Origin of the sequence: Erwinia sp. E_sp_B01_1, from assembly GCF_036865545.1 — a bacterium.
Classification (GTDB): domain Bacteria; phylum Pseudomonadota; class Gammaproteobacteria; order Enterobacterales; family Enterobacteriaceae; genus Erwinia.
The window spans coordinates 3,458,406-3,473,363 of record NZ_CP142208.1 but is presented as its reverse complement, the minus strand read 5'-3'; the positions used below and the strand labels follow the sequence as shown (position 1 = coordinate 3,473,363).

At 55.1% G+C, this 14,958-nt stretch carries 13 protein-coding genes and 1 pseudogene; 6 read left to right on the top strand and 8 right to left on the bottom strand.

Features of this window, described 5'->3' with window-relative positions; translation table 11 throughout:
- Nucleotides 1–72: 72 nt before the first annotated feature.
- Together VRC33_RS16270 and mgrA are read right to left on the bottom strand one after the other, a co-directional pair.
- Nucleotides 73–447, bottom strand: a complete 375-nt coding sequence (locus VRC33_RS16270) for a DUF2502 domain-containing protein (RefSeq protein WP_338557354.1) — start codon at nt 445–447, stop codon at nt 73–75.
- 155 nt (nt 448–602) lie between these two features.
- The gene (gene mgrA / locus VRC33_RS16265; RefSeq protein WP_338557353.1) at nt 603–1,592 is read right to left on the bottom strand and encodes an L-glyceraldehyde 3-phosphate reductase; all 990 of its coding nucleotides are present in this window, start codon (nt 1,590–1,592) and stop codon (nt 603–605) included.
- Nucleotides 1,593–1,792: 200 nt separating this feature from the next.
- Here mgrA and VRC33_RS16260 point away from each other — a divergent pair, with 200 nt between their 5' ends.
- Both VRC33_RS16260 and glk read left to right on the top strand, forming a co-directional pair.
- Nucleotides 1,793–3,445 (top strand): alpha-keto acid decarboxylase family protein, encoded by a 1,653-nt coding sequence (locus VRC33_RS16260; protein ID WP_338557352.1) that lies wholly within the window; start codon nt 1,793–1,795, stop codon nt 3,443–3,445.
- Between the two features lie 160 nt (nt 3,446–3,605).
- Nucleotides 3,606–4,571 carry a glucokinase gene (glk, locus tag VRC33_RS16255; protein ID WP_338557351.1) on the top strand — a complete coding sequence of 322 codons (966 nt, stop codon included), beginning with the start codon at nt 3,606–3,608 and terminating at the stop codon, nt 4,569–4,571.
- Between the two features lie 47 nt (nt 4,572–4,618).
- Here glk and VRC33_RS16250 read toward each other — a convergent pair whose 3' ends face one another.
- The 3 genes from VRC33_RS16250 to VRC33_RS16240 all read right to left on the bottom strand — a co-directional run bounded on the left by VRC33_RS16250 (nt 4,619) and on the right by VRC33_RS16240 (nt 8,482).
- Nucleotides 4,619–5,350 (bottom strand): LytTR family DNA-binding domain-containing protein, encoded by a 732-nt coding sequence (locus VRC33_RS16250; protein WP_338557350.1) that lies wholly within the window; start codon nt 5,348–5,350, stop codon nt 4,619–4,621.
- A 26-nt stretch (nt 5,351–5,376) separates the two neighbouring features.
- Nucleotides 5,377–7,062, bottom strand: coding sequence for a sensor histidine kinase (locus VRC33_RS16245; protein WP_338564319.1), 1,686 nt, complete (start codon nt 7,060–7,062; stop codon nt 5,377–5,379).
- A 181-nt stretch (nt 7,063–7,243) separates the two neighbouring features.
- Nucleotides 7,244–8,482: a DUF1479 domain-containing protein gene (locus VRC33_RS16240; protein ID WP_338557349.1), complete on the bottom strand. Its 1,239-nt coding sequence runs from the start codon at nt 8,480–8,482 to the stop codon at nt 7,244–7,246.
- Between the two features lie 120 nt (nt 8,483–8,602).
- Here VRC33_RS16240 and VRC33_RS16235 point away from each other — a divergent pair, with 120 nt between their 5' ends.
- Nucleotides 8,603–9,130 (top strand): GNAT family N-acetyltransferase, encoded by a 528-nt coding sequence (locus VRC33_RS16235; RefSeq protein WP_338557347.1) that lies wholly within the window; start codon nt 8,603–8,605, stop codon nt 9,128–9,130.
- A gap of 117 nt (nt 9,131–9,247) precedes the next feature.
- On the top strand, nt 9,248–10,483 hold the full coding sequence (gene alaC, locus VRC33_RS16230; protein WP_338557345.1) for an alanine transaminase: 1,236 nt from the start codon (nt 9,248–9,250) through the stop codon (nt 10,481–10,483).
- Between the two features lie 50 nt (nt 10,484–10,533).
- Here alaC and ypdK read toward each other — a convergent pair whose 3' ends face one another.
- The 3 genes and pseudogenes from ypdK to VRC33_RS16215 form a co-directional block, all read right to left on the bottom strand.
- A complete protein-coding gene (ypdK, locus tag VRC33_RS16225) occupies nt 10,534–10,605 on the bottom strand; it encodes a membrane protein YpdK (protein ID WP_338564318.1) in 72 nt (23 codons plus the stop codon).
- Between the two features lie 179 nt (nt 10,606–10,784).
- A complete protein-coding gene (locus VRC33_RS16220) occupies nt 10,785–11,813 on the bottom strand; it encodes an HlyD family secretion protein (protein WP_338557344.1) in 1,029 nt (342 codons plus the stop codon).
- Nucleotides 11,814–11,817: 4 nt separating this feature from the next.
- Nucleotides 11,818–13,418 (bottom strand): annotated as a pseudogene (locus tag VRC33_RS16215) (MFS transporter).
- 168 nt (nt 13,419–13,586) lie between these two features.
- On the opposite strand from VRC33_RS16215, the gene VRC33_RS16210 reads away from it, so the two are divergent.
- Both VRC33_RS16210 and VRC33_RS16205 read left to right on the top strand, forming a co-directional pair.
- A complete protein-coding gene (locus VRC33_RS16210; protein ID WP_338557342.1) occupies nt 13,587–14,366 on the top strand; it encodes an IclR family transcriptional regulator in 780 nt (259 codons plus the stop codon).
- Nucleotides 14,367–14,378: 12 nt separating this feature from the next.
- Complete coding sequence (locus VRC33_RS16205; RefSeq protein WP_338557340.1) at nt 14,379–14,831, top strand: universal stress protein; 453 nt, start codon at nt 14,379–14,381, stop codon at nt 14,829–14,831.
- Nucleotides 14,832–14,958: the final 127 nt, after the last annotated feature.

The window sequence follows — 14,958 nt, the reverse complement described above, 5'->3', positions numbered from 1 at the left end:
GTCACGGGCAACAAGATAGCTGCCTGGCTGCAAGCCGCATAAAAAAGCCGACCTTCTGGTCGGCTTTTTTGATCAGTGACGATCGTGGTCGTGATGACGTTCTCGTTCATGATGGCGTTCGCGTTCGTGGTGACGCCATTCGCGTTGACGTTCACGGTCATGCCAGCGTCGTTCACGCTCCCATTCATGACGTCGGCGCATCTCCTGATGCCTGCGCCACTGTTCGTGACGCCACCAGCGGCCCTCATCGTAACGATAGTTGTTGTGCCAGTAACGGTCATCGCGCCAGCGACCGCCATCCCAGTAGTTTCCGCGACGATCGCGGTCTCCAAGATGCAGCGAAACGCCAGGTGCTAAGGTAATGGTGGCGCTGTCGGCCTGCGCTGTGTGCATCGCCAACGGGGATAAACTTGCCAGTAAAGTGGCAACAAGCAATAAACGTTTCATTGGATCTCCTTATCAACGGTTCTGCTGCTCCGTTGTTGGCCAAGATTATAAAGAGTTTGCTGCGGTTACGCCTGGGAGATTCTGAAAAATGGCCTGAAAAGGAGATTTGAGATTTATCCGGGAATATCCCGCCGCAGGGCGCGGCGGGACAGGGTTTAGCCAAGAATAGCGTCAATTTTTTCCAGCTCGGCCGCGCTGAATTCACGCGTTTGCAGCATGCCCACCGCATCGTCGATCTGAGCCGTTTTACTGGCCCCAATCAGCACGGAAGTTACGCGGTTTCCGCGTAATACCCAGGCCAGCGCCATCTGTGAAAGCTTCTGCCCTCGTTGCTGCGCAATGGCATTAAGCTGACGAACTTTATCCATTTTTTCCGGCGTCAGCTGGTCGCTGTTCAGGAACTGGCTGCCGCTTGCCGCACGCGAATCCTCAGGAATACCGTTCAGGTAGCGATCGGTCAGCACGCCGCCCGCTAAAGGCGAGAAAGCGATGCTGCCCACTCCCTCTTTAGCCAGCACATCCAGCAGCCCCCGATCCGGTGCCCGTTCAAACATGGAGTATTTAGGCTGGTGGATCAGGCATGGGGTGCCGAGCTGTTTCAGAATAGCGATAGCTTCTGCCGCAAGGTCAGCCGGGTAGTTGGAGAGCGCGATATAGAGCGCTTTACCCTGACGGACAATATGATCCAGGGCGGTCATGGTCTCTTCCAGCGGCGTTTCCGGATCCGGGCGGTGATGATAGAAGATATCCACATAATCCAGGCCCATGCGTTTCAGGCTCTGATTCAGGCTGGCAACCAGGTATTTGCGGGAACCCCAGTCGCCGTACGGGCCATCCCACATGGTGTAGCCAGCTTTGGAAGAGATGATCAACTCATCGCGGTAAGGAGCAAAATCCTCACGCAGGATACGGCCAAAGTTCTCTTCAGCCGAGCCGGGAGGTGGGCCATAGTTGTTGGCGAGATCGAAATGGGTGATCCCGTTATCAAAAGCATGGCGCAGCAGTGCCCGGCTGTTATCCACGCGCGTGCTGTCACCAAAGTTATGCCAGAGCCCTAAAGAGATGGCGGGCAATTTCAGCCCGCTGCGCCCGCAACGGTGGTAGGTCATTTTCTGATAACGTTCTGCATCTGCCTGATAAACCATGAGTTAATCCTGTTAGATTGGGTCAGTGTCCGGAAAAGCATAACAGTGTATACGGTTACACCGAACCGGTAAGCGCGGCAGATCCCAACTTGCAGATAATTCCGGAGCGTAACGCTGGCTTGCCACCCGTCGGCGAAATCTTCGCTAATGTGGTGAAAAATATCGGCAATACTCAGGTAAGGACTCATGAGGAGAAAACCATGCAAAGTCTTACCGTTGGGCAGTATCTGCTGTGTCGTTTACATGAGGCCGGAATTGGACATCTGTTCGGCGTTCCGGGCGATTACAATTTGCAGTTTCTTGATGAGGTGATTAACAGTCCTGATATTGGCTGGACAGGCTGCGCCAATGAGTTAAATGCGGCCTATGCCGCGGACGGTTATGCACGTTGCCGGGGTGCGGCAGCGCTGTTAACGACTTTCGGCGTGGGAGAACTCAGCGCGCTGAACGGAATTGCAGGCAGCTATGCTGAGTATCTGCCGGTGTTCCATATCGTGGGGGCGCCCTCCAGCTCCGCGCAGCGCGAAGGGCTGCTGCTTCATCACACGCTGGGGGACGGGGACTATCATCACTTTCTGCGCATGTCACAGGAAGTGACCGTAGCCCAGGCAGTGCTGACTCCGGAGAATGCCGCAGGGGAAATTGATCGTCTGCTGGTGACTGCGCTGCGGGAACATCGCCCGGTTTATCTCTATCTCCCGACAGATGTGGCGGTTGCCAAAATCTCACCACCCGCCGCACCTTTAAATACCCAACACACTTATGATGCCGGATCAAAGTCAGCCTTTGCCGATGCGGCTGGACACCTGCTTTCATCGGCGGGCAGCGTGGCTTTGCTGGCGGATTTTCTGGCTGACCGGGCGCGGCAGCACGCCACTTTGCAGCGGCTGCTGGAAGAAGCCCCGATGCCGTTTGCCACCTTACTGATGGGTAAAAGCGTGCTGCCGGAGCAGCTTGATGGGTTTGCAGGAACCTATGCCGGTGCGGCAAGCGCAGGCGATACGCAGCAGACTATTGAACAGAGTGAAGTGATTATCACCGTTGGCGTGCTGTACACCGACACTATTACTGCCGGTTTTACGCAAAATATCAACAGCCAGAAGACGCTCGCTATCGGGCTGCACAGCAGCTGTATCGGCGGAAAAGTTTTCCCGCAGTTACCGATGGAGGAGGCCCTCGATGCCTTACTACCGTTAATGAAACGTTATGCCCCACAGTGGAGCCAAAAGCGGGCTTCTGCTCCGGCGCTGAAAGAGGAGCCCTCAGACTCCCTGACACAGAATACTTTCTGGCAGGCGATACAGGATTTTCTGCAGCCCGGCGACATTGTGCTGGCAGATCAGGGCACCGCGGCCTTTGGTGCTGCGGCCCTGAGGTTACCGGCAGGCGTCACCTTTATCAGCCAGCCTCTGTGGGGATCGATTGGCTTTACCCTGCCTGCGGCCTACGGCGCGCAGATTGCCTGTCCGGAGCGTCGCGTGGTGCTGCTGAGCGGAGACGGTTCTGCTCAGTTGACCATTCAGGAACTGGGTTCGATGCTGCGCGATGGCATGAAGCCGGTAATATTTGTGTTGAATAATGCAGGTTATACTGTCGAACGTGCGATCCACGGTGAACATCAGCGCTACAATGATATTGCAGCCTGGAACTGGACACTGTTGCCTCAGGCGCTGAGCCTGAACTGTCAGGCACAGAGCTGGCAGGTCTCTGAAACCGTCCAACTCACTGAAGTCATGAAACTAATTGGGCAAACCAGCCGCCTGTCGCTGGTGGAAGTCATACTGCCCCGGCTGGATGTTCCACCGCTGTTGCAGGCGGTCTGCGCCGCGCTTAACCAGCGAAATTCCGCATAATGTTACAGAATTCAGATTGATGCCCGTGGGCAAGGACGCCGCGTGCAGGTAAGGTAGGCGATTAGCGTGATTCGCGTGCCCCTTTCGACGGGCGGGCGTTGTTGTTTGAGTGGGGGAAATTTATAGTGTGTATAAATGACGTAAGCGGAGCAAAACAATAATGACTAAGTATGCTTTGGTAGGTGATGTTGGCGGTACAAATGCCCGCCTGGCGCTGTGTGAAGTAGAAAACGGTGCCATTTCACAAGCCAAAACTTTCTCCACAGCAGATTACGACAGCCTTGAAGCGGTGATCCGCTTTTATCTGGATGAGCAGCAGCAGGAGATTACCGATGGCTGTATCGCCATTGCCTGCCCAATCACCGACGACTGGGTTGAGATGACCAACCATGACTGGGCTTTCTCCACCAGCAAAATGAAAGCCAGCCTGGGTTTTGAGCACCTTGAGATCATCAATGATTTCACTGCGGTTTCCATGGCTATCCCCATGCTGACGGACCAGGATGTCATGCAGTTCGGCGGTGGCTCAGCGGTGAAAGATAAACCTGTTGCTGTCTACGGAGCCGGAACTGGCCTGGGCGTTGCGCATCTGGTGCATGTGGATAAACGTTGGGTAAGCCTGCCGGGCGAGGGCGGTCATGTTGATTTTGCCGCCAACAGCGAAGAAGAAGATCTTATCCTTGAAGTGCTGCGTGCCGAACTGGGCCATGTTTCTGCGGAACGCGTGCTCTCCGGCGCTGGCCTGGTAAACCTTTATCGGGCGATTGTTAAATCAGATGACCGGGAACCGGAAAACCTGAAGCCGAAGGATGTCTCTCAGCGTGCGCTGGAGGACAGCTGCACCGATTGCCGCCGGGCGCTGGCGATGTTCTGCGTGATCATGGGCCGCTTTGGCGGTAACCTGGCGCTGAACATGGGCACCTTTGGTGGCGTCTATATCGCGGGTGGCATAGTGCCGCGCTTCCTGGAGTTCTTCAAATCCTCCGGTTTCCGCGCTGCGTTCGAAGATAAAGGCCGCTTCAAAGATTACGTTCAGGGCATTCCTGTCTATCTGATCACCCACGACAAGCCTGGCCTGCTGGGTGCCGGTGCGCATCTTCGCCAGACGCTGGGCAGCATCCTTTAAGCTCTCTTAACGGGGCCGGGATTCCGGCCCTGTTCTTTCCCCTTCTGCTATAACCTCATCAACTGACGAAACTCTTTTACTTTACTCCGGCTCACCGGCACCTGGAATTCCAGATCCCGCAGCTTGAGCATATAAGTATTGTTAAACCAGGGTTCGATCTCGCGGATTTTATTCAGGTTGACGCAATAAGAGCGGTGGCAGCGGAAAAAATACTCATCCGGCAACCGGCTACAGAATTCGGTAATGTTCATCGACATCACATACTCTTCGCGCCGGGTATAGACAAAAGTCATCTTCTCATGGGCTTCGGCATAATAAATATCGTTGATATCAGTAACGATGATCCGTTCATCTTTCACCAGGTTGATGGTGTGCACCGGATGGCGCGGCGACTCCGGATTTTCCGCCTGAGGAGCCTGCTGCAGCGTATTTTCAACTTTACGCAGCATGGTGATAATGCGCATCTCATGATAAGGCTTGAGTATGTAGTCGAAAGCTTCCAGCTCAAAGGCATCCACCGCGTGCTCCTTACAGGCGGTGATAAACACGATCAGCGGCTTTTGCGCAAACTTGCTGATGTTTTGCGCCAGCAACACGCCATCCAGCGAGGGGATATTGATATCCAGAAAGATCACATCCACCTGATGAGTTTGCAGATATTTCAGCACGTCCAGACCGTCATCAAAGGTGGCTTCAATGGTTAGCTGACTGTGCTGTCGGATCAGCCAGCTCAGCTCCTGCTGTGCCAGAAATTCATCTTCTACAATTATCGCTTTCACAGCATTTTCCCGGAGTTAGCAGGGGGTTAAACCCTTAAAGAGACGCTTTCACTGGCCGGCAGCGCAGACCCGTTTTTACTGATATAAAACGCGATTTCCGTGCCAGGATTGCGCCGGTGGATATGCAGGCCTTCGCCGTAAAGCAGTTTTACCCGGTGATGAACGTTAAGCAGGCCAATTTTATTGCCCGGCATCTCATTGTTTTCGACCCTGGCCATCACCTCTTCGCTGATGCCGTTGCCGGTATCCCGCACCGCAATCCTTATTCTGTCGCCCTGATCCTTCAGGCTCAGCGTCACCACGCCTTTCCCCCGGCAGGGATGAATACCATGCACGATAGCGTTCTCCACCAGCGGCTGGATCAGCAGGCTGGGCAGCGAGCAGTTCACCTCTTCGTCAATGTCATAGATAACGGTCAGCTTATCGCCAAAGCGGGCCTGCTCAATCGCAATGTAATCCTTGATTTGATACAGCTCTTTTTTGATATCAATGATCTCATCGTCATTCAGCTCTAGGTTGTAGCGCAGATAGCGCGCCAGATTGGTGATCAACTGGCGGGCAGTGTCCGGATTGATGCGAATGGAAGAGGAGATAGCGTTCAGCGCGTTAAACAAAAAATGGGGGTTAATTTTACTCTGCAGGGCACGTAACTCCGCTTTGTTTGCCATTTCGCGCAGTTGTTCAGCACGGGAAACCTCAAGCTGGGTGGAGATAATCTGCGAAAGGCCCACCGCCATCTCTTTCAGCGACCAGGTGATGCGGTGCGCATGGCGATAGTAAATCTTCAGCGTGCCGGTGACTTCCCCTTTCTCCCACAGCGGGATCACTATCATTGAGTGAATCTCCGGCGTCCGGTGCGCTTCATCGTTATTCTTGATGATGATTTCGCCGTTGGCGATCGAGCGGGCGGTGGTTGGGCTGATATCATCATCGCCATGCTGATAATTCGTTTCCCCCACGCCAACATAGGCGAGGATCTGATTTTTATTGGTAATGGCTACGGCATCTGCGTTGATATCACTGCGGATAATGTTGCAGACCTGCCGCAACGACTGGCTGTTAACCTGCCTGAACAGGGGCAAGGTTTTATTGGCGATATCCAGCGCCAGCTTGGCTTGTCTGGCCGCAATGGCCTCTTTTTCCCCCTCCACGCTCTGGATCAGCAGCACAATCAGGCCGATGCTCACCGCGCCCAGAATCATCGGTACGGCAATCTCCGAGACAATATCCAGCCCCAGCGCCGTGGGTTTGGCCCAGACCAGAATCAGCACCATGGTCAGGGATTCACACAGCATGCCGCCGATGATCCCCACGCTCCAGCGTTTCTCTTTCACTACTTTGAGATTGATATAGCCAGAGACAACACCCGCAATAATGCTGGTAATCAGGCAGGGCACTGAGGTTACGCCGTGCACATCAATCAGGAAGCGGTGCAGGCCCGCCACGCCACCGGTGATGATGCCTACCCAGGGGCCAAACAGAATGCCGCCGGACATAATGGCAATGGTGCGCACGTTAACCAGTGAGCCATCAACGTTAATGCCGCTCCAGGTGCCGAACAGCGCAAACAGGGAAAAAATCACCGTCACCGCTATCAGTTCCTGACGGGAGTGCTCATCTTTTTGCAGTAGCTGGCGGAAGTGACGCGTGCGGGTCATGAAAAACAGGCAGATCAGCATCAGCGCAGCGCGATCCAGCACGGCCAGCAACATATCAAACATCGAGTGCACGGGCGCCTCGGCAACAGTCAGGAGGAAAGCGTTATGATAGGGAAAGCGGACGGGATGTGCCAGGCATCGACGCAATGATTTGTGCCGGTGCCTGTTCAGATCAATTTTTCATTAAAAGCGCCATAAGTGACTTTTCCGTTGCAGAGCAATTCCTCAGCAAGGATTACTGCATCTGCGATTTGCCGAGCGGGGTCAGTGAGGCTTCTGTTGCCCGACCCTGAAAGTCGACTTCAAAATCATCGGCGGCAAAATCTGGCGGAGAACGCCCCTCAACAAAAGCGGGCCACTGGCGCTGAAGGTAGGCGGCATTTTTTTCACACCAGGGGGCGGAGGAGATGTACATCACGTTGCTGTCAAACTCACCCTGATGTTCATTTTCTACCGAATGAATCACATCACAGTGCCAGAACACCGCATCTCCCGCTTCCATATCGGGTATTGCGGAAATCCCTTCCAGTAAAAGGGGATGCCACTGCTCGCTGATGGACAAGGCCCGACCCGGTGCGGCTCCGCAAAGATCGTCTTCAGGCACGTCGTCCTGCAAGGCGCGTAACAGTATCCATGCCATCACGTTAGCAATGGGTAGCAGCTTCAGCGTGCCGGCATTTTTGCGCTGCGGGGAGAGCGCCGTCCAGCCCTGAAAAGTCCGGAACATTGAGCACACGGCGGGTGAGGCGAACTCCCGCACCTCTGTGCGCATCTCGCCATCGAATGGGTTATATTGCTGCCAGTTACCACTGAAAACATGACGATAGACGTGGCGGAAATTGTTATCCAGCCAGCGCTCCAGCGAGCCGCCATCAATGTGTGGCGAAAGCCCCAGCGATCCCGAATTGGGCGGGCGACGACGGGTACGGTCGGCATAACTGACTATCCGGCTGGGATCGAAATGCTGTTTGCCCTGACTTTCGTTTTGCCACAGGGTATTAAGGAAAACCTGCACCGCGTTCATGCGCTGATGCTGGCGGGCTTCGACCTGAGGCCCGGACCAGTAAATACCGTATATCTGTGGTTTACCCTGTTTCAGATCGCCAAAGTAGTTGTCTTCTGCCGCATTTTTCAGGCGCTCAACGAAGTTATTTCGCGCCAGATAATGGCCGATTTCTTCGTTCCATGCGCGGGCAGTCTCCTGCGGGAACACGCCGTGGATCACACAGCAGCCGCGTTGCAGTATCTGCGCTTTTTGCTGTGCGGTAACCTTGTTCTGCAGGATCTCTTCGGCGTGAAGTTGAGGAACCGGATTGACCCCTTGCTGTTGCAAAGCGTTGAGGCCGGCAATCTGCTGGCGGATGTCCGCATCCACCTCCTGAAACACTGCAGCGTAGTCAGGTAGCGCTTCGCGGAGCTGATATTTGATCTGGCGGATCGCCTCAGGGATATTTTCGATATTCAGGGAAGACATAGGGTGACTCCTGTAACTATATCGTTGTGTTTATGTAGGGTGCGTGTTAATTAAAACCTTCAAAAGCGGAAATAAAAAGGGGCGAAGATTGGACAAGCGTTCCCCTTTTGTGAGGAGACTATGCAACTGACTACCGAACGGCTGCAGCTGAAAAGTTTGCAGGCTGAGGACTGGCCGCTTTTTCATAAGGTTCATACTGATATCACCAGCATGGAATTTATCAGCGCTGTGCCGCAGCTGGCCGATATCCGCCAGCGGTTTAACGATCGTCTGGCTCCCTGGCAGGTCACCAGCTTCCATATGCTCTGCCTGACGGTGAAACTGAAAAGCAGCGGCGAAACCATAGGGCTGATCGGGGCGAACGCAGAGTGGGCGCCCTATCGCCAGGCGGAGGTTGGCTACTCTTTTCTCAGCGGTTACTTCGGTAAGGGGTATGCCAGCGAGGCACTGGACGCGCTGGCAACCTGGCTTTTTGAGCATTGTGAGTTTCATAAGCTCAAGGCGCAGGTGGTGGAGGGGAACTGGGCATCAAGGCGCGTGCTGGAGAAAAACGGTTTCAGGCTGGAGGGCACGTTACGTGATAATTATCTGCTGCGCGGGCAGTGGGTGAACGATTGGGTGTTCGGACGGCTGAAAAACGACGCGTAAAAAATATCTGTGCCCCCCTCGACAGGTCCGGGGACTCTACGTTATGTTCATTGTTCGACCAGTTTCTGGTCAGCGTCGCTCGGACGGTCCGGGCGCTAACGTAAATCAGAGGATCCTATGGCTGACATCAGCTCCGCACGTCGTTTTTCGCGCATTGAACGTCTTCCCCCGTACGTATTCAACATCACCGCCGAACTCAAAATGGCTGCACGCCGCCGTGGTGAAGATATTATTGATTTCAGCATGGGTAACCCGGACGGCCCGACACCGCCACATATTGTGGAAAAACTCTGTGCCGTGGCACAGCGTGATGACACGCACGGCTACTCCACCTCGCGCGGCATTCCACGCCTGCGTCGGGCAATTTCCCGCTGGTATGCCGACCGCTATCAGGTGGAGATCGATCCGGAATCCGAAGCCATCGTCACCATAGGTTCTAAAGAGGGGCTGGCGCACCTGATGCTGGCTACGCTGGATCATGGCGATACGGTGCTGGTGCCCAATCCCAGCTATCCGATTCATATTTACGGCGCGGTGATTGCCGGGGCGCAGGTCCGTTCTGTTCCGCTGGTTGCGGGTGTTGATTTCTTTAATGAGCTGGAGCGGGCGATCCGCGAAAGCTATCCCAAACCCAAGATGATGATCCTCGGCTTCCCCTCCAATCCTACAGCGCAGTGCGTGGAGCTGGACTTTTTCGAGCGGGTGATTGCGCTGGCGAAGCAGTACAACATCCTGGTTATCCACGATCTGGCCTATGCCGATATCGTTTATGACGGCTGGAAAGCCCCGTCAATTATGGAAGTGCCGGGCGCGCGCGATGTGGCGGTAGAGTTTTTCACCCTCTCTAAAAGCTACAATATGGCTGGCTGGCGCATCGGCTTTATGGTCGGGAATAAAGAGTTAGTAGCGGCACTGGCGCGAATCAAAAGCTATCACGATTACGGGACCTTTACGCCGTTGCAGGTGGCGGCCATCGCCGCGCTGGAAGGCGATCAGCAGTGCGTAAGGGATATTGCTGAGCAGTATAAACGTCGTCGTGATGTGCTGGTAAAAGGGCTGCATGAAGCGGGCTGGATGGTGGACATCCCTAAAGCCTCAATGTATGTCTGGGCCAAAATCCCGGACCACTATGCACCGATGGGGTCGCTGGAGTTTGCCAAACATATGCTGCAGGAAGCTAAGGTTTGTGTTTCTCCCGGCATCGGCTTTGGCGACTATGGTGATACGCATGTTCGCTTTGCGCTGATTGAGAACAGCGATCGTATTCGTCAGGCAGTCAGAGGGATTAAATCGATGTTCCGTGCGGACGGTATTTTGCCGGGGTCGGCTAAACTCAACGAAGAAGAAGTGTGAAGAACGGGGTCAGGCCGCCAGGCCTGACCCACTGAATTTTGTCTGGCGGGCTACAGCATCAGATAGAAGGTGCCAATCCAAAGGACCATGAAAAAAGAGATTCCCATCAAAGCATATTTCACCGGACAACTCCTCTGAGCACCAGAGAGTGGAGCGCTCCCGGGGCTGTGTAATACTAACGAATGTGAAACGGCACGCCTTGCCGAATCAGGTAGCCATAAAATGCTTATGGCAGGATCGTCCGCTAATTTACCCGCTCTGTCCGGCAAAATAAAGCCGCTAACGCTAAGAATTTACTGAGTTAAGGTGTTTCTATCTCTGGCACTACCGACATACCCACCCGCAGGCGAGCCAGATCGGTCTGGCCTGGCTCAAGCACAATTTTCACCGGCAAACGCTGCACCACTTTGGTGTAATTGCCCGTGGCATTGTCGGCGGTAATGGCGGCAAATGTTGAACCGGTTGCCGGGGCAATGCTGTCCACGTGGCCGTGTAGCGTCACGCCGGGTAAGGCATCCACTTCCACAGTGACACCCTGACCCGGTTTCACGTTTGCCAGCTGCGTCTCCAGGAAATTTGCCACTACATAGGTTTGATGTAACGGCACAACAGCCAGCAGACGAGTTCCGGCAGCCACCCAGGCGCCTTCACGCACTGAACGTTGCCCGACTGAACCAGCGATCGGCGCTTTAATAATGGTGTAAGAGAGATTCAGGCGCGCCTGATCCACGCTGGCGGTTGAAGCAGCAATATCGGCCTGCGCCTGTTTGATGCTCGCCTCAAGGATCCCGACCTGCTTACGCGCGGAGAGGGCCGCGGCCTGGCTCTGACGAAGCTGGGCAGAAGCTTCACGCATGGAAGCGTTGGTTTTTTGCTGTTCATCGGCAGTGGTGGTGCCCGTTTTCAGCAGGCGGCGATAACGCTCAGCATTTTGTCCGGCATAGTTCAGGGTGGCTTCGCTGGCACTCACTGCCGCATCAGACTGCGCGATGGAGGCCTGCTGTTGATCAAGCTGCGCTTCAGCACTGGTAAGTTTGGCCTTGCTGACCTGGAGATTGGCTTCGGCAGTCTCCAGCGCAACCCGGTAATCACGGTCGTCGATAACAGCCAGCGTGTCACCCGCTTTCACCAGCTGGTTATCACTGACGTTCACGGTGCGAATATAGCCGGACACTTTAGGGGCAACCAGCGTGTAGTCTGCCGTGACCACGGCATCATCCGTGCGGGCCTGATGGCGTCCCATCGCTGACCAGACAAAGAAGGCTATCCCCAGCAGGATCAATAACAGCACCACTAACATTAACGTTCTTTTTGCAGGTGTGAAGCTCATAGTCTTATCTCGTTGCTTTTACGGCGTGTTGAAGAAGAGTTTGTGGCGGATAAACGCGTTTTGGCAGCCAGGCTGTCAGCAATACCAGCAGCAGAGCAAAGCCAACGATCAGCATATAGGCATCGCTGATGCTCAGAATGACTGCCTGATGCTTAAGCAGCGTGGCAAAGTGGCTCAGATTTTCTGTAGAGCTGGCGCTGCCATCTGGCAGAAGAGGGGTCAGGCTGCTGGCACTGGCCGACGTATCGGCGGTCATCAGCCAGGGACGGTTTCCAAGGTTATCCACCAGCGTATGGGAATGAAATTTCTCGCGGTGGGTGAGAAAGTTCTCCACCAGACAACCGGCAGCCACGCTGGAAAAGCCGCGTACGGTATTAAACATGGCCGAGGCATACGGGCCTTCGGGGGCTGCACCACGCTGGTCGCACTCATCAGTACCGGCAGGATCAGCATGGGCTGACCAAAAGCCTGCAACAGCTGAATGATCCAGAAGTTTTGCCGCGCCCACTCTCCGGTCAGCTGCATGCCCATCAGGCAGCTGACGCAAAGTAACCCGGCCCCACAGGTCAGCATCCAGCGGCAGTCGATCCAGCGGATATTCAGCAGGGCAGCCATCAAAGGCGCGATTATCAGTTGAGGCAGGCCAATCGTCAGCGCCAGAGGCGCAAACTGCAGGGTGCGGAATCCTTCCACCTGACCGAAATAGGCAGAGGGCAGGGCAGAACCCGAGAGGCCAACCATCAGTACGCCGGCGAGCACCAGTAAACCATGGGTAAGATTCTTACGCTCAAGCATCTGTAATTTGAACAGCGGCAGCGGGTGAAACCACTCGTTAATAAAGAAGACCGTCAGCAGGGCAAAAGAGGCCAGCAACATGCCAGCAATCAGTGGCGAAGCAAACCAGTCCAGCCGCTCGCCCTGGGTAAGCCCAAGAATTAACAGGGCAATTCCGCTACAGCCCGTCAGCATGCCAAAAAGATCGATCTGTCTGAACCGCTCGAAACGCGTCGGATCCTGAGGGATCCCCCAGCCAATCAGCAGGGTAGCTATCAGGATCAGCGGCACCACCTGCCAGAAAACAAACTGCCAGCCAACAGAGTCGGTCCAGAAGGCGGCCAGCGAAGCTGCAATATTGGGGCCGAACGTCGCCGTCAGGGCGTAGGCGGCCAGGCCATAAAGTTTTATGGTCGGTGGCAGAAAACGTAGCGCAACCGTCATCAACATCGGCGGCATCGCCCCCCCAAAGATCCCCTGAATCACTCGCAGCGCGATAAACAGCGAAGGCGTAGCAGCAAAAGGTTGCAGGGCACCCGCCACGGCAAAACCTGTGGCGACAGTTAAGGTAAAACGCCGCAGTGAAAAGGTGACGGCAAACCAGGGGGCAATCATCATGGCGGCCACTTCAGCCGCCTGGTAAGCGGAGGTAATCCAACTCGCCTGGTCAAAGCTAAAGCCTGTTGCCGCCCGCACGTCAGACAGCGCTAAATCGGTTACACGATCGTTTAATCCCGAGGTCAGCGCAGCAATCAGCACGCCCACCAGTCCCAGCGCCAGGCGCAGGGTAAAAGGATGGGCAGCAGGTGGGGCTGCGGGGGGAACAGTCATAGCGGGGCTCCGTAAAATGCCAGGAATAAATCGTGATGCACTGTATTGCATTGTGGTACATTTCCCGGCGATATTACAGGGTGATTAGGTGTATTGCAATGTGATACAGCCTGCCGGTAACAGTAAAAAAGTGCTAAAGTATCGACATCCAGCAAGGAGCAAAAGCTTATGTCTGACCCTACACTGCGTGAAGATGAGCGAACGGGTGGAATCCAGGTGATCTCACGTGCAGCAAAGATTTTGAATGCCCTGGGCGACAGGCCTGATGGCATGAGCCTGGGCGAAATTGCTCAGGTGGTCGATTTGCCCCGTTCGACGGTACAACGCATTGTCGCTGCTCTGGATTCGGTGCAGCTGGTGCGCAGCCCCGGAGCGGGCGGGGTGCGGTTGGGGCCAGCCTTACTGCGGCTGATTGCTACCCTGCATACCGATGTGGTGGCGATTGCTCAACCCTGGCTACAGGCGTTGTGCGATGCCACCGGCGAAACGGTCTCGCTGGCCCGTGCCAGCGGTGTACAGCTGGCCATCGTCCATTATGTTGTGGCAGATCGTGAGCTACGGGTGGTACCCCGCATCGGCCTGAATTTGCCGCTGTACAGCACATCCGGTGGCAAAGCGCTGCTGGCGCTTGAGAGTGATGAAATGGCCCGGGCGCTGGTAGGCGATGCCTATGAAGCGATGACCGATCTGACCGTAAAGGCGTTTCCTGAGCTGCTTGAACGATTAAAGGAGATCCGCCGTACCGGTCTCTCTTACGATCGCGGCGAAACGCTGGAAGGGATCTCCACCATGGCGGTGGCGATTGATACCATTCTGGGACGCTTTTCCATCAGCTTGCTGGTTCCTTCTACCCGTTTTCAGAAGCATGAGGCGCTCTACCGACAGGAGATCCTCAAATGCAAAGAAGCGCTGGTGGATGAGATAGGCAAAGCGGCCTTACGTGACTGACAGGAGAGGGAAATGAAAACGCTTTTAGTCGCTGTTGATAATTCAGCTATTGCCCGCAAAGTGATCTCGCTGGCGGCCGAACAGGCCCGCGCGCAGGATGCTGATGTGGTGGTGTTGTGTTGTGTCGATGCCAGTTACGCCAGCACGGTGGGGACTTACGTTATTGAAGCCGGGGAAGATCCCAGCGACTTTGGCTGCGCGCTGGATGAGCAAAATACCGCCGAAGGTGCTGTACGTCAGGCACTGGCGGAACTGCATCGCGCCGGAGTCCGTTCTACAGGGCGTGTGGTAGCCGGTGAGTCCGCTGAAACCATCGTCTCTCAGGCTAACGATCTGCAGGCGGCAATGATTATCATGGGTCGCCGCCATCTCTCTTCCTTTAACCGACTGTTAAAAGGTTCGGTCAGCGCTGCCGTTATTGAACGGGCCAGCTGTCCGGTACTGGTCGACGTCCGCATTGACTGACTCTGCTTTTCGGGGCCGCTGAATGCGGCCCGCTCATTCAGGTACGTATTTACATGTCTTACGCCACGCTTATTTCACTTCTTGCAGGCCTCGCGGTCATTTTTCTCTCTCCTGGCTGAACAAACGC